Raw genomic sequence first — 25,759 nt, forward strand, 5'->3', positions numbered from 1 at the left:
CAGCTCCTACAGGGGGCTGCGGTGCCTTTGTATGTTGTTTGAATTGGGCGGATTATGCCTGAGATCGATCGCGGATCTATGTTGTCTGTTCCGGCCTCTTCGCTGGCAAGCCAGCTCCTACAGGGGGCTGCGGTGCCTTTGTATGTTGTTTGAATTGGGCGGATTATGCCTGATCGATCGCGGATCTATGTTGTCTGTTCCGGCCTCTTCGCTGGCAAGCCAGCTCCTACAGGGGGCTGCGGTGCCTTTGTATGTTGTTTGAATTGGGCGGATTATGCCTGATCGATCGCGGATCTATGTTGTCTGTTCCGGCCTCTTCGCTGGCAAGCCAGCTCCTACAAAGGCACCGCAGCACCCTGTAGGAGCTGGCTTGCCAGCGAATGGCGGCGACGCGGTCTCAAGCCTGTTCCAGCGCCACGCCCGCGCCCATCAGCCCGGAATACGGTGCCGTCACCAGCCACACCGGGATGCCTTTGAAGTAATCGCTCATGCAGCCCTTGTCAGCGAAGCACCGGGCAAATCCGCTTTCGAGGAAGAAATCGGCAAACCGCGGAATCACGCCACCGACGATGTAGACGCCACCGCGCGCGCCCGTGGTGAGCACGTTATTGCCGGCTACACGGCCGAGCCAGCAGCAGAACTGCTCCAGCACTTCCAATGCAATCGGATCGCCCGCCAGCCCGGCAGCGGTGATTGCTTCCGGCGTTTCAAGCACTGGCGTGTGGCCGTCCACCGCACAAATCGCCCGGTAAACCCGTGGCAACCCGCCGCCGCTCAACGCGGTTTCAGCGCTGACATGGCCGATCTCGTTGAAGATGTGTTGCCACAGCTGCGTTTCGCGCGGGCTGCTCAGCGGCAAATCGACGTGACCGCCCTCCCCCGGCAACGCGGCAAAACGCCCTTCACCCAGATCCAGCAAGGTACCGACGCCAAGGCCCGTGCCCGGGCCAATCACCACCGCCGGCCGCAACGGTTCCGGGGTGCCTTCGCAGACCACCCGAAACTCGCCCGGCTGCAAACGGGTCATGCCCAGCGCCATCGCCGAGAAATCGTTGACCAGCAACAGTTGCTCGACCTGCAAGGTCTCGCAGAATCCCTTGCGGCTCAGACGCCAGTGATTGTTGGTGAACTTGAATTCATCTCCGCTCACGGGACCGGCTACCGACAGGCACACCGAACCGATCAAACCCAACGCCAGATTGAGCCCGCTCAGATAGAGAGCGATCGCCTCCTCCGGGCTGGCGAAATCTGCCGTCGCCAGCACCTGGACCGATTCCAGCTGCTGGTTTTTCCACAACGCGAAACGAGCGTTGGTCCCACCGATGTCACCGACCAAAGCCAGTTTCAATTAAGCGTCTCCAGGGCAGAAGTAAAGGCGCTGGCGCCCTGCTCTGCGGAGCTGAAGGCCATGCGCATGAATCCAAACAGTTCGCGTCCGCTGCCAATGTTGTTGCCCAACAAGCCCTTGGCAGGTTCGCGCGCTGCAAATTCTTCGGCGTCCACCTTAAGCTCCAGGGTGCCTTTGACGCCATCGACGCGGATGATATCGCCCTCTTGCACCCGCGCCAAAGCGCCACCGACATAAGCTTCGGGGCTGACGTGAATCGCTGCCGGGATTTTCCCCGAGGCACCGGACATGCGCCCGTCCGTCACCAGCGCCACTTTGAAGCCGCGATCCTGCAACACGCCGAGGAACGGCGTCATCTTGTGCAGTTCCGGCATGCCGTTGGAGCGCGGGCCCTGGAAGCGCATCACCGCGACAAAATCCTTCTCCAGCAAACCGGCCTTGAAGGCATCGGCCAGGTCCTGCTGATCCTGGAACACCATGGCCGGTGCTTCGACAACCTGGTTTTCCAGCGCCACGGCCGAGACTTTCATCACGCCACGACCGAGGTTGCCTTCCATCACCCGCAAGCCGCCCTCTGGCGAGAACGCACGAGCGACTGGGCGCAGGATGTTTTCGTCGAGGCTTTCGGTCGGACCTTCGCGCCAGACCAGTTCGCCGTTATCGAGGAATGGTTCCATGGTGTAACGGCTCAGGCCATGACCCAGCACAGTGTTGACGTTTTCGTGCAACAGCCCGGCTTCCAGCAGTTCGCGAATCAGGAACGACATGCCGCCCGCCGCCTGGAAGTGGTTGATGTCGGCTTTGCCGTTCGGGTAGACGTGGCTCAGGGTCGGCACGACTTCGGAGAGGTCGGCCATGTCCTGCCAGGTCAATTGAATACCCGCCGCCATGGCGATGGCCGGCATGTGCAAGGTGTGGTTGGTCGAACCGCCGGTGGCGTGCAGCGCCACGATGGAGTTGACCAGCGAGCGCTCGTCGACGATTTCGCCGATCGGCATGAAGTCGCCGCTCTGCTTGGTCAGACGCGTCACCTGATGCGCCGCTTCGCGGGTCAGGGCATCACGCAACGGCGTGTTCGGATTGACGAAAGAAGCGCCCGGCAAGTGCAGGCCCATGACTTCCATCAGCAATTGGTTGGTGTTGGCGGTGCCATAAAAGGTGCAGGTACCAGGGCTGTGGTAGGACTTCATTTCCGATTCCAGCAGCTCTTCACGACTGGCCTTGCCTTCGGCGTAGCGCTGGCGCACATCGGCTTTTTGCTTGTTGGAAATGCCCGAGACCATCGGCCCGCCCGGCACAAAAATCGTCGGCAGGTGACCGAAACGCAACGCGCCCATCATCAGGCCCGGCACGATCTTGTCGCAGATGCCGAGCATCAGCGCGCCATCGAACATGTTGTGGGACAACGCCACGGCGGTGGACAGGGCGATCACTTCGCGGCTCGGCAGGCTCAACTCCATACCCGGCTCGCCCTGGGTCACGCCATCGCACATGGCCGGGGTGCCGCCAGCGAACTGGCCGACCGAACCGATTTCGCGCAACGCCCGTTTGATCTGCTCCGGGAAGACTTCGTACGGCTGATGCGCCGAGAGCATGTCGTTATATGACGAAACTATTGCGATGTTGGCGGAGTTCATCATCCGCAGGCTGTTCTTGTCTTCGGTGCCGCAACCCGCCACGCCGTGGGCGAAGTTGGCGCATTGCAGCTTACCGCGCATTGGACCGTCGCTGGCGGCACCACGAATCAGTGCAAGGTAGGCCTCACGCGTGGCGCGGCTACGGGCGATAAGCCGTTCGGTGACCTCAAGGACTCGGGGATGCATGTGTAGAACTCCAGGCTAACGGATGTGGCGACCTGATTGTCTATGCTGAACAAGGACCGTTGTGATTGGGATGACAGACGGTTTTCTTGATCGGTCGGACCAGTTGATCAGGTCACTCGTTGTAGATTGAACAAAATATTGCCATTAAAAACGCTTGTTTTCTATTTTTATGCGAATAATCTTGTAATTCCAACAACAAAACGACGGCGGCGCTGTAAATGACTCTTCGAATTGCAATCAATGGTTTTGGCCGGATTGGCCGCAACGTCCTTCGCGCACTGTATACCCAAGGCTATCGTCAGGATCTTCAGATCGTTGCCATCAATGATTTGGGTGACAGCGCAATCAACGCTCACTTGCTCAAGTTTGACACTGTTCACGGCACGTTCGACGCCGATGTTCAGCACGACCGCGAGAGCCTGACGGTCAACGGCGACCGCATTGCAGTCAGCGCCATTCGCAACCCGGCCGAGCTGCCCTGGGCTGCGGAAAAGATTGATGTGGTATTCGAATGCACCGGCCTGTTCACCGACCGTGCCAAAGCCGCCGCACACATTACGGCCGGCGCCCGCAAAGTGATCATTTCGGCCCCGGCCCAAGGCGCCGACGCCACTGTGGTTTATGGGGTTAACCACGACATTTTGCGCCAGCACCACCAAATCATTTCCAACGCGTCGTGCACCACCAACTGCCTGGCCCCGGTTGCGCAGGTGCTGCACCGCGAATTGGGCATCGAGAGCGGTCTGATGACCACGATCCACGCCTACACCAACGATCAAAACCTCACCGACGTCTATCACTCCGACCCGTACCGGGCCAGATCTGCCACCCAGAACATGATTCCGAGCAAGACCGGTGCGGCTGAAGCCGTCGGCCTGGTGCTGCCGGAACTGGCGGGCAAACTGACCGGCATGGCGGTGCGCGTACCCGTGATCAATGTGTCGCTGGTGGACCTGACCGTGCAGCTCAAGCGCGAAGCGTCGGCCGATGAAGTGAATGCGCTGCTTAAAGAAGCCAGCCAGCACTCGAAAATTCTCGGTTACAACACCCTGCCGCTGGTTTCCAGCGACTTCAACCACAACCCGCTGTCGTCGATCTTCGATGCCAACCACACCAAATCCAGCGGCAAGCTGCTCAAGGTGCTGGCCTGGTACGACAACGAATGGGGCTTCTCCAACCGCATGCTCGATAACTGCCTGGCGCTCTGTAACGCTGAATAACCCGCCGTGAAAAAGCAGGAGCAGCACCGATGATCGGTATCAGCTTTACGCAAAAGACCATGGCAGCGCGCAAGCGTATTGCCTTGGTCGCCCATGACCACTGCAAGGTGTTTTTGCTGGACTGGGCCGAGCGGCAGAAAGACAGGCTCGCACAGCATGAACTGGTCGCCACCGGAACCACGGGGTTGTTGTTGCAACAACGCCTGGATTTACCAGTGGAGAGCATGATCAGCGGTCCGTTGGGCGGCGACCAGCAACTGGGGGCGCAAATCGCCGAGCAGCGGGTCGACATGCTGGTGTTCTTCTGGGACCCGTTCGAACCACAGCCTCACGACCCGGACATCAAAGCGTTACTGCGGGTCGCGGCGGTCTGGAACATCCCGGTGGCCTGCAACGAATGCAGCGCCGATTACCTGCTGAGCAGCCCCTTGATGGACCAGGCCCACGAACATCGAATCCCCGATTACGCGACCTATCTGCTCGGCCGCACCTGACGCTTCGACCTGTTGCCGGAACAGGCTTGCCTCAGCATCCCGGATGCCCACCTGACTAAAAAGCGCCCTCCTGCGGGCGCTTGTTCCAGCAGGACGACTTGCCGCCCCCCTCTGCCTCACCCTGCCGAACGGCCCGAATCACTACCGAGAATCTCCTGAATTCCCAGCCTTTTCAGGGCATTTTTCTGCGCAAACGTTTACTTGTTACCGTTCGTCGGTGTCGATTCATGCAACCGTCACACGGCGCCGATGTGCATTGAATGGCGCTGAATGGATTTGGCGTACCGAGTCGCTGTCGACTCCTTGCCAACACTTCATCCATTTGTGAGTTCGCCCTATGTTCGACTCTCTCTCTATCCGTCTGAAAATCGTTTTGCTGTCCGGTCTTTGCCTGCTCGGTGTGGTCGCCTTGATCGTCGGCATGAACATGTACCAGACCAATCAGAACGATGAACTGGTCAGTACCTCCAGCAGCAAAATGCTCACCAACAGTGTGCAGAACCTGCTGCAAGCCAAGGCGGCCGAACAAGCGGTGCGGGTGCAGAAGACCTTTGGCGAAAGACTGACGGTAGTGACCGCCCTGGCGGATCAGATCAACGACATGCGCAACATGGCCGCCAAGCGTTCCATTGAGCCCGGCGCCCTGCGTGAAGAGTTGAACCAGAGCATCAAAACCGCGTTTGAGCGCAACGGCAAGGTGTTGGGCGTCTGGTTGGCGTTCGAACCCAATGGCCTGGATGGCAAGGACAGTGAGTTCGTCAACGACGCCGCCCGCCAGTCCAACGAAGCCGGTCGTTTCGCCACGTATTGGAGCCGCGCCGGGGGGCAAGCGCTCAATACGATCATGGTCGAAGAAGACATGACCAAAACCACCTTGAACCTCAGCGGCACGCCTTACAACGTCTGGTACACCTGCCCGCGTGACAGCAAGCGTACCTGCCTGCTTGACCCGTACGCCGATACCGTGGGCAACAAGGAAGTGTTGATGACCACCATTTCCGTGCCGCTGCTGGTGGATGGAAAGTCCATCGGCGTGGTCGGTGTCGACATTGCGCTCGATGCGCTGCAAGCGGCGGCGGTCGACTCCCAGCGAGAACTGTTCAACAACGCCGGGCACATGCTGATCGTCTCCGGAACTGGCGTGCTGGCCGGCTACAGCGTTGATGCCAGCAAGGTCGGCAAAAGCATCGGCGAAACTCTGGGCACAGACGGCAAGGACATCCTGCAACTGCTCAGCGGCGGTGCACCGAAGATTCTCGAACAAGGTGACTTGATCCGCGCGGTGTACCCGGTCAGCCCGATTGGCGACTCCAAAGCCTGGGGCGTGGTGATCGACCTGCCCAAACAAGTATTGCTGGCCGACTCGGTGAAACTGCAAGCGCTGCTCGATGACGCCCAGCAAAGCGGCACGATCAAAGCCGTACTGGTCGCGGTCATCGCCGGCCTGGTCGGCTTGCTGCTGATCTGGCTCACCGCATCGGGCGTGACCCGGCCGATCAACAGCGTGGCCCAGATGCTCAAGGCGATTGCCAGCGGCGACGGTGACCTGACACAGCGTTTGCACTACAGCAAGAAAGACGAACTGGGTGAGCTGGTGAGCTGGTTCAACCGCTTCCTCGACAAGCTGCAGCCGACCATCGCGCAGATCAAACAAAGCATCACCGACGCCCGCGGCACCGCCGACCAATCCTCGGAAATCGCCCGTCAGACCAGCGAAGGCATGCAGTTACAGTTCCGCGAAATCGATCAGGTCGCCACCGCGTCCAATGAAATGAGCGCTACTGCCCACGACGTCGCCAACAGCGCCTCGAACGCGGCCAACGCCGCCAAAGGTGCCGACCAATCGGCCCGTGATGGCATGCAGATCATCGAGCGCAGCACCCGCGACATCAATCAATTGGCCGACGAAGTCAGCAAAGCCGTGACCGAAGTCGAAGCGCTGGCGGTCAACAGCGAGCAAATCGGTTCGGTACTGGAAGTGATCCGCAGCATTGCCGAGCAAACCAACCTGCTGGCGCTCAACGCCGCCATTGAAGCGGCCCGTGCCGGCGAAAGTGGTCGCGGATTTGCGGTGGTGGCCGATGAAGTGCGCAATCTGGCCAAACGCACCCAGGATTCAGTGGAAGAAATTCGTCAGGTGATCGAACGCATCCAGAGCGGCACACGCGGCGTGGTCGCCACCATGCATTCAAGCCAGACCCAGGCCCACAGCAACGCCGGACAAATCCAGCAAGCGGTCCAGGCCTTGGGCAAAATCAGTGATGCGGTAACGGTGATCAGCGACATGAACCTACAAATCGCCAGCGCCGCCGAGCAGCAAAGCGCCGTGGCCGAAGAGGTCAACCGCAACGTCTCGGCGATCCGCACCGTCACCGAAACCCTCACCGGCCAAGCCACCGAGTCAGCGCAGATCAGCAGCCAGCTCAACTCGCTGACCACCCACCAGATGAAATTGATGGACCAGTTCCGGGTGTAGTTCCCGTTCCTGTAGGAGCAAGGCTTGCCCGCGATGAACGATGACGCGGGCGGACTGACAAACCGAGGTGTCTCAATCGCGGGCAAGCCTTGCTCCTACAGGTTTCATCTGGCCTGTCAGCTGTTTTGAACTATGCTCGGGCTCTCGTTCCGGAGGGCATTCGATGACTGATTTACTCACGTCCATTCAAGTCGCGCTCGGCTTGCCTCACACCCCCATTCCCTTCACGTCCAGCGGCGCCCTGCCCTCGGCGTTTGCCGTCACTGACCTTGCCTGCGCCAGCATTGCCGTGGCCGGACAAGCTGTCAGCGAGTTGTTGCTGCAGCACACCGGTCGCTTGCCCGGCGTTTTAGTCGACCGCCGCCTCGCCTCTTTCTGGTTCGCCACCTCGATCCGTCCCGTTGGCTGGAGCGTCCCTCCCCTGTGGGACCCGATTGCCGGTGACTACGCGACCAAGGACGGCTGGATCCGTCTGCATACCAACGCGCCCCATCACCGCGCAGCGGCTGAAAGCGTGCTCGGCAGCTGTGTCGACCGCACGGCAATGGCGAGCAAGGTGGCGCAATGGGCCACAAGCGATCTGGAACAGGCCGTGGTCGACGCCGGGGGATGCGCCGCCCAGATGCGCACGTGGGCGCAATGGCAACGCCACCCCCAGGGTTTGGCCGTGAACGCCGAGCCGTTGATTGAGTTCAGCGGCGACAGTGGCCAACCCGCGAAACCGTGGCAAGGCAATGTGGCCCGGCCGCTGACCGGGCTCAAGGTGCTGGATCTGACCCGCGTGCTGGCAGGGCCGGTCGCCAGCCGGTTTCTCGCAGGTCTCGGTGCGGACGTGTTGCGCATTGACCCACCGACCTGGAACGAACCCGGCGTGGTGCCGGAAATCACCTTGGGCAAACGCTGTGCACGCCTGGACCTGCACAACAACGAGGATCGCGCGGTGTTCGAAACCCTGCTCAAGGAGGCCGACATCCTACTGCACGGTTACCGCGCGGATGCGCTGGAACACCTGGGCTACGGCGTTGCCGAGCGCCGAACACTGGCGCCAGGCCTGATCGATGTCAGCCTCAACGCTTACGGCTGGAGTGGCCCGTGGCAAAACCGCCGTGGTTTCGACAGCCTGGTGCAGATGAGCAGCGGGATTGCAGACGCCGGGATGCAGTGGAAGAACGCGGACAAACCAACGCCTTTGCCGGTGCAAGCACTCGATCACGCCACCGGGTATTTGATGGCGGCTGCGGCGATCAGGTTGTTGGGGCGTGGTGGCTCGGCGCGGTTGTCGTTGGCGCGCACAGCAAAGTTGTTGGTTGAACATGGCGCGGGAACAGCCGAGGCGTTGCGGGCGGAAGATGAAAACGACCAGGGATTAGTGGTTGAACAGACGACTTGGGGACCGGCGCATCGGCTTCATGTGCCGCTGAAAATCACCGGGACGCCGTTGCAGTGGGTGCTTCCTGCCTCTGAATTGGGTTCCCATCGCGCGCAGTGGTGGTGACTGTCAGATCGCCTTCGCGAGCAGGCTCGCTCCCACAGGTTTTGTGATCGACATAAATCCACTGTGGGAGCCAGCCTGCTGGCGATGAGGCCCGAACAGACAATTCAGTCCGACCGACTCAACGAAGTCCAAAGCAACTGCGCCGCATACCCTCGGCAAGGTCGCCACTCCTGCGCTCGCAGCAGCAACTCCCGCGCCGTCACCGGCCCGCCTTCAAGCGCGGCCAGCGCCTTGATCAACCCCACATCCCCTGACGGAAATGCATCCGGCTCACGCAACTGGCGCAAGGCAATGTACTGCGCCGTCCAGTCCCCAATCCCGTGCAAGGCGAGTAACCGCGCCACACCGCCCTCCCGACTGGGCTCAAACAACAGCGGATCATCCAGCAACGCCTGCGCTACGCCAGACAAGGTTCGCCCCCGGCTTTTCGGCATGCCCAACGTCGCCAGATCCGCTTGCGCCAACACGGCCGGCGCAGGAAATACATGGGTCAAACCCGCCAGCGGCGACTGCAACGGCACGCCATACTGCGCAACCAGTTTGCCCGCCAAGCGGATCGCCGCGCTCACGGTAATCTGCTGCCCCAGCACAGCACGAATCGCCAGCTCCAGCCCATCCCACGCCCCCGGCACCCGTAAGCCAGGACGCTGGGCAATCAAGCGTTTCATCAAGGGGTCCAAGGCTAACTGACGGTGAATCGACGGCAAATCCGCCTCCAGATCAAACATCCGTCGCAGTCGCGCCACAATCTCAGGCACCGCCGACGCATCCGCAAAATCCAGCGTCAGTTCAAGCGCATCACCGTCCGCCGGCCCTATCGAAAACGTACCGTGAACACCGTTCAGCCCGATGCTGCGCGAATACACCCCACCGGCCACGACTTCCATACCGGCCACCGCCCGCGCCGATAAAAACTGCAACATCGCCGGCCAGTCATACGGCGGTTGATACGCCAACAACAATCTCACAACGACAATAACCCGCTGTACAACCCATACGCGGCCAGCCCGGCACCAATCAGGACACCGGTAAAAATGCCCTTCTCTATAGGCGTGAACAATGGCTCGCCTTGCTCATGCTTGGCCTTGGCAAACAGAATCACCCCCGGCGCATACAGCAACGCCGACAGCAGTAGATATTTGACCCCGCCGGCATACAGCAACCACACCGCATACCCCAGCGCGATACCGCCGATCATCAGGTCTTTGGTGCGCTCGGCGCTGGCGTGTTCGTAGGTTTCGCCCCGCCCGCTCAACAACACCGCATACGCCGCCGACCACAGGTATGGCACCAGAATCATCGACGACGCGAGGTAGATCAGGCTGGTGTAAGTGCCGGCGGAAAACAGTGTGATCAGCAGAAAAATCTGGATCATCACGTTAGTCAGCCACAGCGCGTTCACCGGCACGTGGTTAGCGTTTTCCTTTTTCAGGAAGGCGGGCATGGTCTTGTCTTTGGCCGTGGCGAACAGAATCTCGGCACACAACAGCGCCCAGGACAGCAACGCCCCCAACAGCGAAATCGCCAGGCCAACGCTGATCAGCAACGCGCCCCAGGGCCCGACGATATGTTCTAGCACCGCCGCCAGCGACGGGTTCTGCAAGTTGGCCAGTTCCGGCTGACTCATGATCCCCAGCGACAGCACATTGACCAGTACCAACAGCGCCAGCACTCCGAGAAAACCGATAACCGTCGCCCGCCCCACATCCGAACGCTTCTGCGCTCGTGCCGAATACACACTGGCGCCTTCAATGCCGATAAACACGAACACCGTCACCAGCATCATGTTGCGCACCTGGTCCATCACCCCGCCAAAACTCGGGTTGCTGCGCCCCCAGATGTCCCGGGTAAAAATGTCGGCCTTGAAGGCGACGGCGGCGATGACGATGAACATGATCAGCGGCACGATCTTGGCCACGGTGGTCACTTGGTTGATGAACGCCGCCTCCTTGATCCCGCGCATCACCAGAAAATGTACAGCCCACAGCAATACCGAGGCGCAGCCGATCGCAATGGGCGTGTTGCCCTGGCCAAAGACCGGGAAGAAGTAACCGAGGGTGCTGAACAGCAACACGAAATAACCGACGTTGCCCAGCCAGGCGCTGATCCAGTACCCCCAGGCCGACGAGAATCCCATGTAGTCACCGAAGCCGGCCTTGGCGTAGGCATACACCCCGGAATCCAGTTCGGGTTTGCGATTGGCCAGGGTCTGGAAGACGAACGCCAGCGTCAGCATCCCCACGGCGGTAATGGCCCAGCCGATCAGCACCGCCCCCGCATCGGCCCGCGCCGCCATGTTTTGCGGCAATGAGAAAATCCCGCCTCCAATCATCGATCCCACCACCAGGGCGATCAGCGCGCTCAGGCGTAGCTTTTGCGTCGGTTGTGACATTCCTGCGTCTCCACTGTTTCCTGATCCGGCCGGGGCGACCATGGTTATAAAACCGTCACATGGTTGGATTTAACTAAATAGATACAGCGTAATAACGTTTATTAGATAACGCCATGTCAGGCCTTTTTATTTATAACCGATCATTCTATGAGCGTCATGGCAAAGAGCAATTTCGTGGCCTAATCCTGATGAATCAGGTCTGTTCATGAAACCGGCGCCAAATATTTGCGGAAACCCAAAAACCAACTAGCTTGAAAATCGAAGCAGGGGGTTCGTTATTCCTGTTTGTTCTTACCGAGGCCTCTGGATAGGGCTTTCTCCGGCAGCACCCCCATGGACGGAAAAGATTAGTAACTCTTTAATTAACAATGAAATGCGCCCATCCACTGATCTAAGTCAGATGTTCGAACAGCTAGCAGATCTACTCTGTTGTCTCTCTTCTCCTGCACTGGAGTCATGCGATGTCTGAATCCCCCGGAAAACTGAAACTTGGCGCATTGGTTGCGTTGGTAGTCGGCTCAATGATTGGTGGCGGGATCTTCTCGTTGCCACAAAACATGGCCGCCAGTGCCGATGTTGGCGCAGTACTGATCGGTTGGGCTATCACCGCCGTCGGCATGCTGACCCTGGCGTTCGTCTTCCAGACCCTCGCCAACCGCAAGCCTGATCTGGACGGCGGGGTTTACGCCTACGCCAAGGCCGGATTCGGCGACTACATGGGTTTCTCTTCCGCCTGGGGGTACTGGATCAGTGCCTGGCTGGGCAACGTTGGCTACTTCGTTCTCTTGTTCAGCACCCTCGGCTACTTCTTCCCGATTTTCGGTGAAGGCAACACCGTGGCTGCCATCATTGGCGCATCGGCGCTGCTCTGGGGTGTGCATTTCCTCGTGTTGCGGGGGATCAAGGAAGCGGCGTTCATTAACATGGTGACCACTGTCGCCAAGATCGTGCCGCTGGTGCTGTTCGTGTTGATCGCAATTTTCGCTTTCAAACTGGACATCTTCACCGCCGACATCTGGGGCTTGAAAAACCCGGACCTGGGCAGCGTGATGAACCAGGTGCGCAAAATGATGCTGGTCACCGTCTGGGTGTTCATCGGCATCGAGGGCGCGAGCATTTTCTCAGCCCGCGCCGAAAAACGCAGCGACGTGGGTAAAGCCACCGTCATCGGTTTCATCACCGTGCTGCTGTTCCTGGTGCTGGTGAACGTGCTGTCGCTGGGCATCATGACCCAACCGGAACTGGCCAAGCTGCAGAACCCGTCGATGGCGGCAGTGCTGGAGCATGTGGTCGGTCATTGGGGCGCGGTGCTGATCAGCGTCGGCTTGATCATCTCGCTGCTGGGAGCCTTGCTGTCGTGGGTGCTGCTGTGTGCGGAGATCATGTTCGCCGCCGCCAAGGACCACACCATGCCGGAGTTTCTGCGCAAGGAAAACGCCAATCATGTGCCGGTCAACGCACTGTGGCTGACCAACGCGATGGTGCAGCTGTTCCTGATCATTACGCTGTTTTCGGCCAGTACTTACCTGTCGCTGATCTACCTCGCCACCTCGATGATTCTGGTGCCATACCTGTGGTCGGCGGCTTACGCGCTGCTGCTGGCGGTGCGCGGTGAGACTTACGAAAACAATTCCGGCGACCGCACCAAGGACCTGCTCATCGGCGCTATCTCGGTGATCTACGCGGTCTGGCTGGTCTACGCGGGGGGCACCAAATACCTGCTGCTGTCCGCCCTGCTCTATGCGCCCGGCGTGATCCTGTTCGCCAAGGCCAAGCGAGAACTCAACAAACCTGTTTTCACCAACGTCGAGAAGCTGATTTTTGCAGCCGTAATCGTGGGCGCCGTGGTGGCGGCCTACGGCCTGTATGACGGCTTCTTGACCCTGTAACACCTGAATAATTTGTCATCTGGAGGATCACTGTAATGACCACGGAAAAAGTTAAGTTCGGTGTACATTCCGAAGCCGGCAAACTGCGCAAAGTCATGGTTTGCTCCCCCGGCCTGGCCCACCAGCGGCTGACCCCGAACAACTGTGACGAACTGCTGTTTGATGATGTGCTGTGGGTCGCCCAAGCCAAGCGTGACCACTTCGACTTTGTCACCAAGATGCGCGAACGCAACATCGACGTGCTGGAAATGCACAACCTGCTGACCGACATCGTCGCGATCCCGGAAGCGCTCGACTGGATTCTGGAGCGCAAGATCACCCCCAACTCGGTGGGCCTGGGCCTGATCAATGAAACCGGCTCGTGGCTGCGTAGCCTGGAGCCGCGCAAGATTGCCGAGTTCCTGATCGGCGGTGTCTCCGCCGATGACCTGCCGACCAGTTTCGGCGGCAAAACCATCGAGATGTTCCGCGACTTCCTCGGCCACTCCAGCTTCATTCTGCCGCCACTGCCTAACACCCAGTTCACCCGCGACACCACTTGCTGGATCTACGGTGGCGTGACCCTGAACCCGATGTACTGGCCGGCACGCCGTCAGGAAACCCTGCTGACCACTGCCATTTACAAATTCCATCCGGAATTCACCAACGCCGACTTCCAGGTCTGGTACGGCGACCCGGACCTGGAACACGGCAGTTCCACCCTGGAAGGTGGTGACGTGATGCCCATCGGTAACGGCGTGGTGCTGATCGGCATGGGCGAACGCTCGTCCCGCCAGGCCATTGGCCTGCTGGCGCAAAACCTGTTCAAACATAAAGCGGTCGAAAAAGTCATCGTCGCCGGCCTGCCAAAATCCCGCGCCGCGATGCACCTGGACACCGTGTTCAGCTTCTGTGACCGCGACCTGGTCACCATTTTCCCCGAAGTCGTGAACCAGATCGTCGCCTTCACCCTGCGTCCGGACGAGAAGAAACCGGGCGGCATTGACATCCGGCGCGAAGAAACCAGCTTCCTCGACACGGTGGCCAAGGCCCTCAACCTGAAAACGTTGCGAGTGGTGGAAACCGGCGGCAACAGCTTCGCCGCGGAACGCGAACAATGGGACGACGGCAACAACGTGGTGGCCGTGGAGCCAGGCGTGGTCATCGGTTATGACCGCAACACCTACACCAACACCCTGCTGCGCAAGGCGGGTATCGAAGTCATCACCATCAGCGCCGGCGAACTGGGCCGTGGGCGTGGCGGCGGCCACTGCATGACCTGCCCGATCATTCGCGACCCAATCGACTACTAACCTTCAGCCTTGGCCGTCGCTGCCCTGTACCCCAGGGCATGCACGACCAAGGGGATAACCGACACCAAAGGAGATCCATCATGGCTTTTAATATTCACAACCGTAATTTGCTGAGCCTGGAACACCACACCCCTCGCGAATTGCGCTACCTGCTCGACCTGTCCCGCGACCTCAAGCGCGCCAAGTACACCGGCACCGAGCAGCAACACCTCAAAGGCAACAACATCGCGCTGATCTTCGAAAAAACCTCGACCCGTACCCGATGCGCATTCGAAGTCGCCGCCTATGACCAGGGCGCCAACGTCACCTACATCGACCCGAACTCCTCGCAGATCGGTCACAAAGAAAGCATGAAAGACACCGCCCGCGTATTGGGGCGCATGTACGACGCCATCGAATACCGTGGCTTTAAACAGGAAATCGTCGAGGAGCTGGCCAAATTTGCCGGTGTACCCGTGTTCAACGGCCTGACCGATGAATACCACCCGACGCAAATGATCGCCGACGTGCTGACCATGCGTGAGCACGCCGACAAGCCGATTCACGACATCAGCTACGCCTACCTGGGCGACGCCCGTAACAACATGGGCAACTCACTGTTGCTGGTCGGCGCCAAGCTGGGCATGGACGTACGCATCTGCGCCCCGAAAGCCCTGTGGCCGCTTGACGACCTGGTCGCGCGCTGCAAGCAATACGCGGAAGAAAGCGGTGCCCGCATCACCCTGACCGAAGACCCGAAAGCCGCGGTCAAAGGCGTGGACTTCATCCACACCGACGTCTGGGTCTCGATGGGCGAACCGGTCGAAGCCTGGGCCGAACGTATCCAGCAACTGCTGCCTTATCAGGTCAACGCCGAACTGATGAAAGCCACCGGCAACCCGCGCACCAAGTTCATGCACTGCCTGCCGGCCTTCCACAACAGTGACACCAAAATCGGCAAGCAGATTGCCGAGCAGTACCCGAACCTGAAGAACGGCATCGAAGTGACCGATGACGTGTTCGAGTCGCCGGCCTGCATCGCCTTCGAGCAAGCGGAAAACCGCATGCACACCATCAAGGCGATCCTGGTGTCGACCCTGGCTGATCTGTAAAGAACGGAACCCGATCAATGTGGGAGCGAGCCTGCTCGCGAAAGCAATCTGACAGTCACCATGGATGTCTACTGACACACCGCCTTCGCGAGCAGCCTCGCTCCCACAAAGGATCGAGTCGTTTGCTAATCCTCTGTTTAGAAGGACTGCATTATGCGTATCGTCGTCGCTTTGGGCGGTAACGCCCTGCTCCGCCGTGGTGAACCCATGACCGCGGACAACCAGCGCGCCAACATTCGCGTCGCCACCGAACAAATTGCCAAGGTCCACGCCGGTAACCAACTGGTGATCGCCCACGGCAATGGTCCGCAGGTCGGCCTGTTGTCGCTGCAAGCCGCGGCCTACACCTCGGTTACCCCTTACCCGCTGGACGTGCTCGGTGCCGAAACCGAAGGCATGATCGGCTACATCATCGAACAGGAACTGGGCAACCTGCTGGACTTCGAAGTGCCCTTCGCCACCCTGCTCACCCAGGTCGAAGTCGACGCCAACGACCCGGCGTTCCAGAACCCCACCAAACCGATCGGCCCGGTGTACACCAAGGCCGATGCAGAAAAGCTCGCCGCCGAGAAAGGCTGGGCAATTGCCCCGGACGGCGATAAATATCGTCGTGTGGTGGCCAGCCCCAGACCGAAACGCATTTTCGAGATCCGCCCGATCAAATGGCTGCTGGAAAAAGGCAGCATCGTGATCTGCGCCGGTGGTGGCGGCATCCCGACCATGTACACGGCTCCCGGCGTACTGGAAGGTGTCGAAGCAGTCATCGATAAAGACCTGTGCTCGGCGTTGCTGGCCGAACAACTTGAAGCCGATATTCTGGTGATCGCCACCGACGTCAGCGCCGCCTTCATCGACTACGGCAAGCCAACCCAGAAAGCCATCGGCCAGGCTCACCCGGATGAAATGGAAAAACTCGGCTTCGCCGCAGGCTCCATGGGGCCCAAGGTTCAGGCAGCCTGTGAATTCGCACGCCATACTGGAAAGGTCGCGGTGATCGGTTCACTCGCGGACATCGAAGCGATCGTCCAGGGCAAGGCAGGTACGCGCATCAGCACGGCGAAACCTGGCATTACTTACTTGTAGGGAGAGACGTCTATGGCACAGTTTGAACCGGGTCACTTGCATATCGAGCGTCATGCGCTGACCAAGGATGATGTCAGCTACAACATTCATCTCGACTATGAAGTCAGCAAGAATCCCAAAGGGGAAAAAGGCATCCAGTTCACGATGCATGGCAGCATTCAGGGTAAGGACATGACAGAGACCTTCTTCCTGCCCAAGGAGGAGGCCCCCAACTTTGCCAGGAACGTGACGAAAATCGCCGAGAAATACGGCATTCCGAAGACACACAGCCAGATCGGGTCGGTACACAAACATTACGATTTAATGTTTGAAGACATCCGGGTACAGCTGGATATGAAATCAGGCGACCCGGTAGACCCCGAACACTTCCAATAACCCACGCCCCCCCTGTAGGAGCGAGCTTGCTCGCGAAAGCGGTCTAACAGTCGGCATTAATAGCGACTGACACGCCGCCTCCGCGGGCAAGCCAGCTCCTACAGGGGTTCAGTGTGGTCCCGAAATCCTGCGCAGGATTTCACCATTCGCCCGCCCCAAGGCATACTTGCCACCCTCCGCACCTCAGAACCAAAAACCGCCCCATGCGTATCCACGTCAGCTTCATCGACCGCGTCGGCATTACCCAGGAAGTCCTGGCCCTGCTCGGTGGGCGCAATCTCAACCTGGATGCGGTGGAAATGGTCCCGCCCAACGTTTACATCGACGCCCCGACCCTGAGCCCGCAAGTCCTCGAGGAGCTGCGCGATGCGCTGTTCAGCGTGCGTGGCGTGCAAGCGGTGACGGTGGTCGACATCCTTCCCGGCCAGCGCCGACACCTGCAACTCGACGCATTGCTCGCGGCCATGACCGACCCGGTACTGGCGCTGGACAGTGCCGGCAAAGTGTTGTTGGCCAACCCGGCACTGATTGCGTTGTACGGGCGTGAACCAGCCGGTGAAAGCATCGCCGAGCTGTTTGCCGACCCGGCGCTGCTCGACGCCCTGCTTGAACACGGCTTTCGCTTGCCGCTGCGGGAAATTACCGTCGACGGTCAGACGTTGCTGCTGGACGCCACGCCGATCACCGACGCGGGCGCCCTGCTGACCTTGTACCAACCCAACCGCATCGGCGAACGCCTCTCGGCGCTGCACCATGACCACGCCGAAGGTTTCGATGCGCTGCTCGGCGAGTCGCCGGTGATCCGCACCCTCAAGGCTCGCGCCCAACGGGTCGCCGCCCTTGATGCGCCTCTGCTGATTCAGGGCGAAACCGGCACCGGCAAGGAATTGGTGGCTCGGGCCTGCCATGCCAGCAGCGCTCGGCACAGTTCGCCATTTCTCGCGTTGAACTGCGCGGCATTGCCGGAGAACCTCGCCGAAAGTGAATTGTTCGGCTACGCCCCCGGCGCCTTTACCGGTGCACAACGGGGTGGCAAACCTGGGCTCATGGAATTGGCCAACCAGGGCACGGTGTTTCTGGATGAGATCGGTGAGATGTCGCCGTATTTGCAGGCCAAACTGCTGCGGTTTCTCAATGACGGCAGCTTCCGCCGGGTCGGTGGCGATCGTGAAGTGAAGGTCAACGTGCGGATCCTCAGCGCCACCCACCGCGATCTGGAAAAAATGGTCAGCGAAGGCAGCTTCCGCGAAGACCTGTTTTATCGCCTCAATGTGCTCAATGTCGAAGTCCCGCCGCTGCGCGAACGTGGCCAGGACATTCTGTTGCTCGCCCGCTACTTCATGCAGCAGGCCTGCGCGCAAATCCAGCGCCCGGTCTGTCGCCTGGCACCGGGCACCTACCCGGCGCTGCTGGGTAATCGCTGGCCGGGCAACGTGCGGCAATTGCAGAACGTGATCTTTCGCGCGGCGGCCATTTGCGAAAGCACGCTGGTCGACATCGGCGACCTCGACATCGCCGGCACCTCGGTGGCACGCCAGAGCGACAGCGATGTCGACAGCCTGGAGCAGGCAATGGAGGAATTCGAGAAAACCCTGCTGGAAAAACTCTACATCAGCTACCCCTCGACCCGCCAACTGGCCAGTCGCCTGCAAACGTCCCACACGGCGATTGCCCATCGGTTGCGCAAATACGGCATACCCAACAAGCCCTGAATCCCCCCCCTGTAGGAGCCGAGCTTGCTCGCGATAGCGGTATTTCAGTCGAAATCAATGGTGAATGAAATACCGCTATCGCGAGCAAGCTCGGCTCCTACAGGGCTCTATGCTGAAAACGACCTCCATCTGTACTGAAAGCGCTACAGCGGAACGATATCGCTACACACCTCTTCAATCACGGCTGCACAAGGCTTTGATCCACCTCGGCTTTCCTCTCCGCTCCTGCCCGTATCGATTTCGCTACAGCGCGCAAGTTTTACCCGCCCATAAAACCCTATAGAACATTGATTAATAAGGACAAAACCAACATTGGCCGCGTTCTTGCTATGTAGTTCGTCATAACAGGGCTTATTGCCCACGCATTCAATAGCGTCCACCAGACGAGTCTGGCCCCCTTAGGAGTTCTCATGAGCGATTTGCGTTTTACTGAAGATCACGAATGGCTGCGCACCGAAGCTGACGGCACCGTTACCGTCGGCATCACCGCTTTCGCACAGAACGCCTTGGGCGACGTGGTTTTCGTACAACTGCCTGAGCTGCAGTCCTACGAAAAAGGCGCTGAAGCCGCCACCGTGGAATCGGTGAAAGCCGCCAGCGGCGTCTACATGCCATTGGACGGCGAAGTGCTGGAAGTCAACCCGGCACTCGACAGCAGCCCTGAACTGGTCAACGAAGATCCGCTGGGCGAAGGCTGGTTCTTCCGCTTCCAGCCAAGCGACGCCTCGGCGGTCGCCAAACTGCTGGATCAGGACGCTTACGACCGTCTGATCAAAGCCAACGCCGAAGCCTGAGGAGCGCTGACATGACCCAAGTGAATCTGACTACTGCCAACGAATTCATCGCCCGTCACATCGGCCCGCGCGCCGGCGACGAGCAAGCCATGCTCAACAGCCTCGGCTTTGACTCGCTGGAGGCCCTGAGCGCCAGCGTTATCCCGGACAGCATCAAAGGTACCAGCGTCCTGGGCCTGGAAGACGGTTTGAGCGAAGCCGAGGCCCTGGCCTCGATCAAAGCCATCGCCGGTAAAAACCAGCTGTTCAAGACCTACATTGGCCAGGGTTACTACGGCACCCACACGCCGTCGCCGATCCTGCGCAACCTGCTGGAAAACCCGGCCTGGTACACCGCTTACACCCCGTACCAGCCAGAAATCTCCCAAGGCCGTCTCGAAGCGCTGCTGAACTTCCAGACCCTGATCAGCGACCTGACCGGCCTGCCGATTGCCAACGCTTCCTTGCTCGATGAAGCCACCGCCGCTGCCGAAGCCATGACCTTCTGCAAACGCCTGAGCAAGAACAAGGGCAGCCACGCCTTCTTCGCCTCCGTGCATTGCCACCCGCAAACCCTCGACGTGCTGCGCACCCGTGCCGAGCCATTGGGCATCGACGTGGTAGTCGGCGACGAGCTCGAACTGACTGACGTGACGCCGTTCTTCGGCGCCCTGTTGCAATACCCGGCCAGCAACGGTGACGTGTTCGATTACCGCGAACTGACCGAGCGCTTCCACGCCGCCAACGCTTTGGTAGCCGTGGCCGCTGACCTGCTGGCCCTGACCGTGCTGACGCCACCGGGCGAATTCGGTGCCGACGTGGCCATCGGCAGCGCACAACGCTTCGGCGTGCCGCTGGGCTTCGGTGGTCCGCACGCGGCGTACTTCTCCACTAAAGATGCGTTCAAGCGCGACATGCCGGGCCGTCTGGTCGGTGTCTCGGTGGACCGTTTCGGCAAGCCGGCCCTGCGCCTGGCCATGCAAACCCGCGAGCAACACATCCGTCGCGAGAAGGCCACCAGCAACATCTGCACCGCACAAGTATTGCTGGCCAACATCGCCAGCATGTACGCCGTGTACCACGGTCCGAAAGGCCTGACTCAGATCGCCAGCCGCGTGCATCACCTGACCGCCATTCTGGCCAAAGGCTTGAGCGCACTGGGCCTGACCGTCGAACAAGCCAGCTTCTTCGACACCCTGACCCTGAACACCGGCACCAACACCGCCAAGCTGCACGAGCAGGCTCGCGCCCAGCGCATCAACCTGCGTGTGGTCGACGCTGAACGTCTTGGCCTGTCCCTCGACGAAACCACCACCCAGGCCGACGTCGAAACCCTGTGGAGCGTACTGGCTGACGGCAAAGCCCTGCCAGACTTCGCCGCCCTAGCCGCTTCAGTGGTCAGCGCAATTCCGGCCGCACTGGTTCGTCAATCGCCGATCCTCAGCCACCCGGTGTTCAACCGTTATCACTCGGAAACCGAGCTGATGCGCTACCTGCGCAAGCTGGCCGACAAGGACCTGGCGCTGGACCGCACCATGATCCCGCTGGGTTCGTGCACCATGAAACTCAACGCCGCCAGCGAAATGATCCCGGTGACCTGGGCTGAATTCGGTGCCCTGCACCCGTTTGCCCCGGCCGAGCAAAGCGCCGGCTACCAGCAATTGACCGACGAACTGGAAGCGATGCTCTGCGCCGCTACTGGCTACGACTCGATCTCGCTGCAACCGAACGCCGGTTCGCAAGGTGAATACGCAGGTCTGCTGGCAATTCGCGCCTATCACCAGAGCCGTGGCGAAGACCGCCGCGACATCTGCCTGATCCCGTCGTCCGCCCACGGCACCAACCCGGCTACCGCCAACATGGCTGGCATGCGTGTGGTCGTGACCGCCTGCGATGCCCGCGGCAACGTCGACATCGAAGACCTGCGCGCCAAGGCCATCGAGCACCGCGAGCACCTCGCCGCGCTGATGATCACCTACCCGTCGACCCACGGCGTGTTCGAAGAAGGCATCCGCGAAATTTGCGGCATCATTCATGACAACGGCGGCCAGGTGTACATCGACGGCGCCAACATGAACGCGATGGTCGGCCTCTGCGCACCGGGCAAGTTCGGCGGCGACGTGTCGCACTTGAACCTGCACAAAACCTTCTGCATTCCGCACGGCGGTGGCGGCCCGGGCGTCGGCCCGATTGGCGTGAAATCGCACCTGACCCCGTTCCTGCCGGGCCACGCCCAGATGGAACGCAAGGAAGGCGCGGTCTGCGCAGCACCGTTCGGCAGCGCGAGCATTCTGCCGATCACCTGGATGTACATTCGAATGATGGGCGGCGCAGGTCTCAAGCGCGCTTCGCAGTTGGCGATCCTCAATGCCAACTACATCTCCCGTCGCCTCGAAGAGCACTACCCAGTGCTGTACACCGGCAGCAACGGCCTGGTGGCGCACGAATGCATCCTCGACCTGCGCCCACTGAAAGACAGCAGCGGCATCAGTGTCGATGACGTCGCCAAGCGCCTGATCGACTTCGGCTTCCACGCCCCGACCATGTCGTTCCCGGTCGCCGGCACGCTGATGATCGAGCCGACCGAAAGCGAATCCAAGGAAGAACTGGACCGCTTCTGCGACGCCATGATCCGCATCCGCGAAGAAATCCGCGCGGTGGAAAACGGCACGCTGGACAAGGACGACAACCCGCTGAAGAACGCTCCGCACACCGCAGCGGAAATCGTTGGCGAGTGGACGCATCCGTACAGCCGTGAGCAAGCGGCTTACCCGGTTGCATCGTTGATCGAAGGCAAATACTGGCCACCGGTCGGTCGCGTCGACAACGTGTTCGGCGATCGCAACCTGATCTGCGCCTGCCCGTCGATCGAAAGCTACGCTTAAACCAATGAGGGGGGCGGGATTACTCGCCCCCACTTTCAACAACACCGCATTCCCCTGTAGGAGCTGGCTTGCCAGCGAAGACGGAGGATCAGCCGACACAAAAGTTGCCTGGCACAACGCCTTCGCTGCGATGCGGCGACCCGACAAGCCAGCTCCTACAGAACCATTTTTTCCGCCTATTCCTATAACAAGAAACCGGAGAACAACCATGTCGTTAAGCGTGTTCGACCTGTTCAAGATTGGCATCGGCCCCTCCAGCTCCCACACCGTCGGCCCGATGCGCGCAGCCGCGCGTTTCGCCGAAGGTTTGCGCCGTGAAGGGCTTTTGGCGGCCACCACCTGCGTCAAAGTCGAGCTCTACGGCTCGCTGGGCGCCACTGGCAAGGGGCACGGCAGCGACAAAGCTGTGTTGCTGGGCCTGGAAGGTGAACACCCGGACACCGTGAATACCGAAACCGTCGCCGCCCGTCTGCAAGACATCCGTGGCAACGGACGCTTGAACCTGCTCGGCGAACACAGCATTGCGTTCAACGAGAAAGAACACCTGGCGATGATTCGCAAACCGTTGGCCTATCACCCCAACGGCATGATTTTTCGCGCGTTCGACGCCGCCGGCCTGCAGATTCGCAGCCGCGAGTACTACTCGGTCGGCGGTGGTTTTGTGGTCGATGAAGACGCCGCCGGCGCCGACCGCATCGTCGAAGACGCCACACCGCTGACCTTCCCGTTCAAAAGCGCCAAGGATCTGCTCAGTCATTGCACCACCTACGGTCTGTCCATCAGCCAGGTAATGCTGACCAACGAAAGCGCCTGGCGCCCGGAAGCGGAAACCCGCGCCGGCCTGCTGAAGATCTGGCAAGTGATGCAGGACTGCGTCGACGCCGGTTGTCGCAACGAAGGCATTCTGCCTGGCGGGTTGAAGGTCAAACGTCGCGCGGCGGCATTGCATCGGCAATTGTGCAAAAACCCAGAATCATCACTGCGAGATCCCCTGTCGGTGCTTGACTGGGTCAACCTGTACGCCTTGGCGGTCAACGAAGAAAACGCCAATGGCGGACGTGTCGTGACCGCGCCCACAAACGGTGCGGCCGGGATCGTTCCGGCAGTGTTGCATTACTACATGCGCTTCATACCCGGCGCCACCGAAGACGGCGTCGTGCGCTTCCTGCTGACGGCGGCGGCCATCGGCATTCTCTACAAGGAAAACGCCTCGATCTCCGGCGCCGAAGTCGGCTGCCAGGGCGAGGTCGGCGTGGCCTGTTCCATGGCGGCCGGCGCCTTGTGCGAGGTCCTTGGCGGGACCGTGCAGCAAGTGGAAAACGCCGCCGAAATCGGCATGGAACATAACCTCGGCCTGACCTGCGACCCGATTGGCGGGCTGGTGCAAGTGCCTTGCATCGAGCGCAACGCCATGGGCTCGGTGAAGGCGATCAACGCGGTACGCATGGCCCTGCGCGGCGACGGTCAGCACTTCGTCTCCCTCGACAAGGTCATCCGCACCATGCGCCAGACCGGCGCCGACATGAAAAGCAAATACAAGGAAACCGCCCGCGGCGGTTTGGCGGTCAACATTATCGAGTGCTGATGCTCACGCGCACTGCACACTTTTTCAGGAGCTGAATATGTCCACCGAACAATTGCTGAAAACCCCGCTGCACGCACTGCATATCGAACTCGGCGCACGCATGGTGCCGTTCGCTGGCTATGACATGCCGGTGCAATACCCGCTCGGCGTGATGAAAGAACACCAACACACCCGTGATCAGGCCGGGTTGTTCGATGTCTCGCACATGGGCCAGATTCGCCTGACCGGTGCCAATGCCGCCAAGGCCCTGGAAACCCTGGTGCCGGTGGACATCATCGACCTGCCGGTGGGCATGCAGCGCTACGCGATGTTCACCAACGAAACCGGTGGCATCCTCGACGACCTGATGGTCGCCAACCTCGGTAACGACGAACTGTTCCTGGTGGTCAACGCGGCCTGCAAGGATCAGGACCTGGCGCACCTGCGCAAGCACATCGGCGACCAGTGCACCATCGAGCCGTTGTTCGAAGAACGCGCGCTGCTGGCGCTACAAGGCCCGGCGGCGGTTACCGTGCTCGCGCGTCTGGCACCCGAAGTGACGAAGATGACCTTCATGCAGTTCGCCCGCGTGAAACTGCTGGGTGTTGACTGCTTTGTCAGCCGTTCGGGCTACACCGGTGAAGACGGTTTCGAAATCTCGGTACCGGCCGCCAACGCCGAAGCCCTTGCCCGCTCCTTGCTGGCTGAAGCTGAAGTGGCGGCCATCGGCCTCGGCGCCCGCGACTCGCTGCGTCTGGAAGCCGGCCTGTGCCTCTACGGCCATGACATGAACACCGACACCACGCCTATCGAAGCGAGCCTGCTGTGGGCCATATCCAAGCCTCGTCGTGCCGATGGCGCGCGGGCTGGCGGCTTCCCTGGCGCTGAAACCGTGTTCGCACAACAACAAGGTGGTGTCAGCCGCAAGCGTGTAGGCCTGCTGCCTCAGGAACGCACGCCTGTGCGTGAAGGCGCGGAAATCGTCAACGAAGCCGGCGACATCATCGGCACTGTTTGCAGTGGCGGCTTCGGCCCAACACTCGGCGGTCCATTGGCCATGGGTTACCTCGACAGCGCCTACATCGCTCTCGACACACCCGTATGGGCAATGGTCCGTGGGAAAAAGGTGCCTTTGCTTGTAAGCAAAATGCCATTCGTTGCACAACGCTACTATCGCGGCTGATTGACTGTTTCTATAAGTAACGCGGTTGCGTTAACAGTGCACTAATGTGTAACGCAACCGCCATAAAATAGTGCATATCATTACCTGTAAGCTTCGTTTATGAACGTTGCTTATAACGATCGAAAACAATTGAACAGCAACAAAGAATAAGAACGCACTAGTGGAGCGGCTAGTGCCCTCAACCTGAGCAAAACCGGGCCTCTGACGGGGCTTGTTTTTTCTCCCGTGGTTGGCGTAGAGTTTGTCCACTGTGTTTGCAAGGGTCGCTTGGAATCGTGACCTGGGCAGTAGCCTACAAGTTAGCTACATCCCGTTCGACGTCTTCTTACTCTCCTGCAACCAGCCCCAGTACTCTTTCACGAGAAGGAGACTGTCATTAATTTTAGCGTCAAAGGAAATAAGAAATGTCCCAACGTCAGAGCGGTACCGTCAAGTGGTTTAACGACGAGAAAGGTTTTGGTTTTATCACTCCTGAAAGCGGTCCGGATCTGTTCGTGCATTTCCGCGCCATCCAGGGCAACGGCTTCAAGAGCCTGAAAGAAGGCCAGAAAGTGACTTTCGTTGCTGTGCAAGGCCAGAAAGGCATGCAGGCTGACGAAGTACAAGCAGAAGCCTAATCTTCTGTAACAAAAAAGCCCCTGATGCTGACATCAGGGGCTTTTTT

Annotated in this window: 19 protein-coding genes; 15 read left to right on the forward strand and 4 right to left on the reverse strand. The window is 60.0% G+C overall.

Features of this window, described 5'->3' with window-relative positions; translation table 11 throughout:
* Nucleotides 1–397: 397 nt before the first annotated feature.
* Complete coding sequence (locus ACWGZX_RS07535) at nucleotides 398–1,348, reverse strand: glucokinase (protein ID WP_452627881.1); 951 nt, start codon at nucleotides 1,346–1,348, stop codon at nucleotides 398–400.
* Nucleotides 1,345–3,171: a phosphogluconate dehydratase gene (edd, locus tag ACWGZX_RS07540; protein WP_452627882.1), complete on the reverse strand. Its 1,827-nt coding sequence runs from the start codon at nucleotides 3,169–3,171 to the stop codon at nucleotides 1,345–1,347. The genes ACWGZX_RS07535 and edd overlap by 4 nt, the downstream gene beginning before the upstream one ends.
* Before the next feature lie 218 nt (nucleotides 3,172–3,389).
* On the opposite strand from edd, the gene gap reads away from it, so the two are divergent.
* The 4 genes from gap (at nucleotide 3,390) to ACWGZX_RS07560 (ending at nucleotide 8,856) form a co-directional block, all read left to right on the forward strand.
* Nucleotides 3,390–4,391, forward strand: a complete 1,002-nt coding sequence (gene gap / locus ACWGZX_RS07545) for a type I glyceraldehyde-3-phosphate dehydrogenase (protein WP_452627883.1) — start codon at nucleotides 3,390–3,392, stop codon at nucleotides 4,389–4,391.
* A gap of 29 nt (nucleotides 4,392–4,420) precedes the next feature.
* A complete protein-coding gene (locus ACWGZX_RS07550) occupies nucleotides 4,421–4,885 on the forward strand; it encodes a methylglyoxal synthase (RefSeq protein ID WP_452627884.1) in 465 nt (154 codons plus the stop codon).
* 337 nt (nucleotides 4,886–5,222) lie between these two features.
* On the forward strand, nucleotides 5,223–7,361 hold the full coding sequence (locus ACWGZX_RS07555; protein WP_452627885.1) for a methyl-accepting chemotaxis protein: 2,139 nt from the start codon (nucleotides 5,223–5,225) through the stop codon (nucleotides 7,359–7,361).
* Between the two features lie 163 nt (nucleotides 7,362–7,524).
* The gene (locus ACWGZX_RS07560; protein ID WP_452627886.1) at nucleotides 7,525–8,856 is read left to right on the forward strand and encodes a CoA transferase; all 1,332 of its coding nucleotides are present in this window, start codon (nucleotides 7,525–7,527) and stop codon (nucleotides 8,854–8,856) included.
* A 104-nt stretch (nucleotides 8,857–8,960) separates the two neighbouring features.
* Here ACWGZX_RS07560 and ACWGZX_RS07565 read toward each other — a convergent pair whose 3' ends face one another.
* Nucleotides 8,961–9,824, reverse strand: a complete 864-nt coding sequence (locus tag ACWGZX_RS07565) for a DNA-3-methyladenine glycosylase family protein (protein WP_452627887.1) — start codon at nucleotides 9,822–9,824, stop codon at nucleotides 8,961–8,963.
* Nucleotides 9,821–11,248 carry an arginine-ornithine antiporter gene (gene arcD / locus ACWGZX_RS07570; RefSeq protein WP_223511866.1) on the reverse strand — a complete coding sequence of 476 codons (1,428 nt, stop codon included), beginning with the start codon at nucleotides 11,246–11,248 and terminating at the stop codon, nucleotides 9,821–9,823. The genes ACWGZX_RS07565 and arcD (ACWGZX_RS07570) overlap by 4 nt, the downstream gene beginning before the upstream one ends.
* Nucleotides 11,249–11,709: 461 nt before the next feature.
* Between arcD (ACWGZX_RS07570) and arcD (ACWGZX_RS07575) the strand changes: the two genes are divergently transcribed.
* The 11 genes from arcD (ACWGZX_RS07575) (at nucleotide 11,710) to ACWGZX_RS07625 (ending at nucleotide 25,712) form a co-directional block, all read left to right on the forward strand.
* Nucleotides 11,710–13,137, forward strand: a complete 1,428-nt coding sequence (gene arcD / locus ACWGZX_RS07575; protein WP_452627888.1) for an arginine-ornithine antiporter — start codon at nucleotides 11,710–11,712, stop codon at nucleotides 13,135–13,137.
* Nucleotides 13,138–13,172: 35 nt separating this feature from the next.
* Nucleotides 13,173–14,429 carry an arginine deiminase gene (gene arcA, locus ACWGZX_RS07580; RefSeq protein ID WP_452627889.1) on the forward strand — a complete coding sequence of 419 codons (1,257 nt, stop codon included), beginning with the start codon at nucleotides 13,173–13,175 and terminating at the stop codon, nucleotides 14,427–14,429.
* A gap of 80 nt (nucleotides 14,430–14,509) precedes the next feature.
* On the forward strand, nucleotides 14,510–15,520 hold the full coding sequence (locus tag ACWGZX_RS07585) for an ornithine carbamoyltransferase (RefSeq protein WP_452627890.1): 1,011 nt from the start codon (nucleotides 14,510–14,512) through the stop codon (nucleotides 15,518–15,520).
* Between the two features lie 153 nt (nucleotides 15,521–15,673).
* The gene (gene arcC / locus ACWGZX_RS07590; protein ID WP_452627891.1) at nucleotides 15,674–16,603 is read left to right on the forward strand and encodes a carbamate kinase; all 930 of its coding nucleotides are present in this window, start codon (nucleotides 15,674–15,676) and stop codon (nucleotides 16,601–16,603) included.
* Nucleotides 16,604–16,615: 12 nt separating this feature from the next.
* Nucleotides 16,616–16,978: a DUF5064 family protein gene (locus ACWGZX_RS07595; RefSeq protein WP_452627892.1), complete on the forward strand. Its 363-nt coding sequence runs from the start codon at nucleotides 16,616–16,618 to the stop codon at nucleotides 16,976–16,978.
* A gap of 203 nt (nucleotides 16,979–17,181) precedes the next feature.
* Nucleotides 17,182–18,690: a sigma-54-dependent transcriptional regulator gene (locus tag ACWGZX_RS07600; protein WP_223511858.1), complete on the forward strand. Its 1,509-nt coding sequence runs from the start codon at nucleotides 17,182–17,184 to the stop codon at nucleotides 18,688–18,690.
* Between the two features lie 410 nt (nucleotides 18,691–19,100).
* Nucleotides 19,101–19,484 carry a glycine cleavage system protein GcvH gene (gcvH, locus tag ACWGZX_RS07605; RefSeq protein WP_223511857.1) on the forward strand — a complete coding sequence of 128 codons (384 nt, stop codon included), beginning with the start codon at nucleotides 19,101–19,103 and terminating at the stop codon, nucleotides 19,482–19,484.
* Nucleotides 19,485–19,495: 11 nt separating this feature from the next.
* Entirely contained in the window at nucleotides 19,496–22,348 is a 2,853-nt protein-coding gene (gcvP, locus tag ACWGZX_RS07610) for an aminomethyl-transferring glycine dehydrogenase (protein WP_452627893.1), read from the forward strand.
* Nucleotides 22,349–22,556: 208 nt separating this feature from the next.
* Nucleotides 22,557–23,933, forward strand: coding sequence for an L-serine ammonia-lyase (locus tag ACWGZX_RS07615; RefSeq protein WP_223511855.1), 1,377 nt, complete (start codon nucleotides 22,557–22,559; stop codon nucleotides 23,931–23,933).
* Between the two features lie 37 nt (nucleotides 23,934–23,970).
* Nucleotides 23,971–25,095 (forward strand): glycine cleavage system aminomethyltransferase GcvT, encoded by a 1,125-nt coding sequence (gene gcvT, locus ACWGZX_RS07620; RefSeq protein ID WP_452627894.1) that lies wholly within the window; start codon nucleotides 23,971–23,973, stop codon nucleotides 25,093–25,095.
* Between the two features lie 404 nt (nucleotides 25,096–25,499).
* Entirely contained in the window at nucleotides 25,500–25,712 is a 213-nt protein-coding gene (locus tag ACWGZX_RS07625) for a cold-shock protein (protein WP_003175786.1), read from the forward strand.
* Nucleotides 25,713–25,759: the final 47 nt, after the last annotated feature.

It is taken from the genome of Pseudomonas sp. CLCA07 (assembly GCF_053615335.1).

Bases quoted from the DNA above. Each gene is read 5' to 3' on its own strand.
- ACWGZX_RS07625 (WP_003175786.1), top strand. From the start codon at position 25,500: ATGTCCCAACGTCAGAGCGGTACCGTCAAGTGGTTTAACGACGAGAAA.
- ACWGZX_RS07585 (WP_452627890.1), top strand. From the start codon at position 14,510: ATGGCTTTTAATATTCACAACCGTAATTTGCTGAGCCTGGAACACCAC.
- ACWGZX_RS07550 (WP_452627884.1), top strand. From the start codon at position 4,421: ATGATCGGTATCAGCTTTACGCAAAAGACCATGGCAGCGCGCAAGCGT.
- arcD (WP_223511866.1), bottom strand. From the start codon at position 11,248: ATGTCACAACCGACGCAAAAGCTACGCCTGAGCGCGCTGATCGCCCTG.
- ACWGZX_RS07560 (WP_452627886.1), top strand. From the start codon at position 7,525: ATGACTGATTTACTCACGTCCATTCAAGTCGCGCTCGGCTTGCCTCAC.
- ACWGZX_RS07615 (WP_223511855.1), top strand. From the start codon at position 22,557: ATGTCGTTAAGCGTGTTCGACCTGTTCAAGATTGGCATCGGCCCCTCC.
- arcA (WP_452627889.1), top strand. From the start codon at position 13,173: ATGACCACGGAAAAAGTTAAGTTCGGTGTACATTCCGAAGCCGGCAAA.
- ACWGZX_RS07595 (WP_452627892.1), top strand. From the start codon at position 16,616: ATGGCACAGTTTGAACCGGGTCACTTGCATATCGAGCGTCATGCGCTG.
- ACWGZX_RS07555 (WP_452627885.1), top strand. From the start codon at position 5,223: ATGTTCGACTCTCTCTCTATCCGTCTGAAAATCGTTTTGCTGTCCGGT.
- gcvT (WP_452627894.1), top strand. From the start codon at position 23,971: ATGTCCACCGAACAATTGCTGAAAACCCCGCTGCACGCACTGCATATC.
- gcvH (WP_223511857.1), top strand. From the start codon at position 19,101: ATGAGCGATTTGCGTTTTACTGAAGATCACGAATGGCTGCGCACCGAA.
- gcvP (WP_452627893.1), top strand. From the start codon at position 19,496: ATGACCCAAGTGAATCTGACTACTGCCAACGAATTCATCGCCCGTCAC.
- ACWGZX_RS07600 (WP_223511858.1), top strand. From the start codon at position 17,182: ATGCGTATCCACGTCAGCTTCATCGACCGCGTCGGCATTACCCAGGAA.
- gap (WP_452627883.1), top strand. From the start codon at position 3,390: ATGACTCTTCGAATTGCAATCAATGGTTTTGGCCGGATTGGCCGCAAC.
- edd (WP_452627882.1), bottom strand. From the start codon at position 3,171: ATGCATCCCCGAGTCCTTGAGGTCACCGAACGGCTTATCGCCCGTAGC.
- arcD (WP_452627888.1), top strand. From the start codon at position 11,710: ATGTCTGAATCCCCCGGAAAACTGAAACTTGGCGCATTGGTTGCGTTG.
- arcC (WP_452627891.1), top strand. From the start codon at position 15,674: ATGCGTATCGTCGTCGCTTTGGGCGGTAACGCCCTGCTCCGCCGTGGT.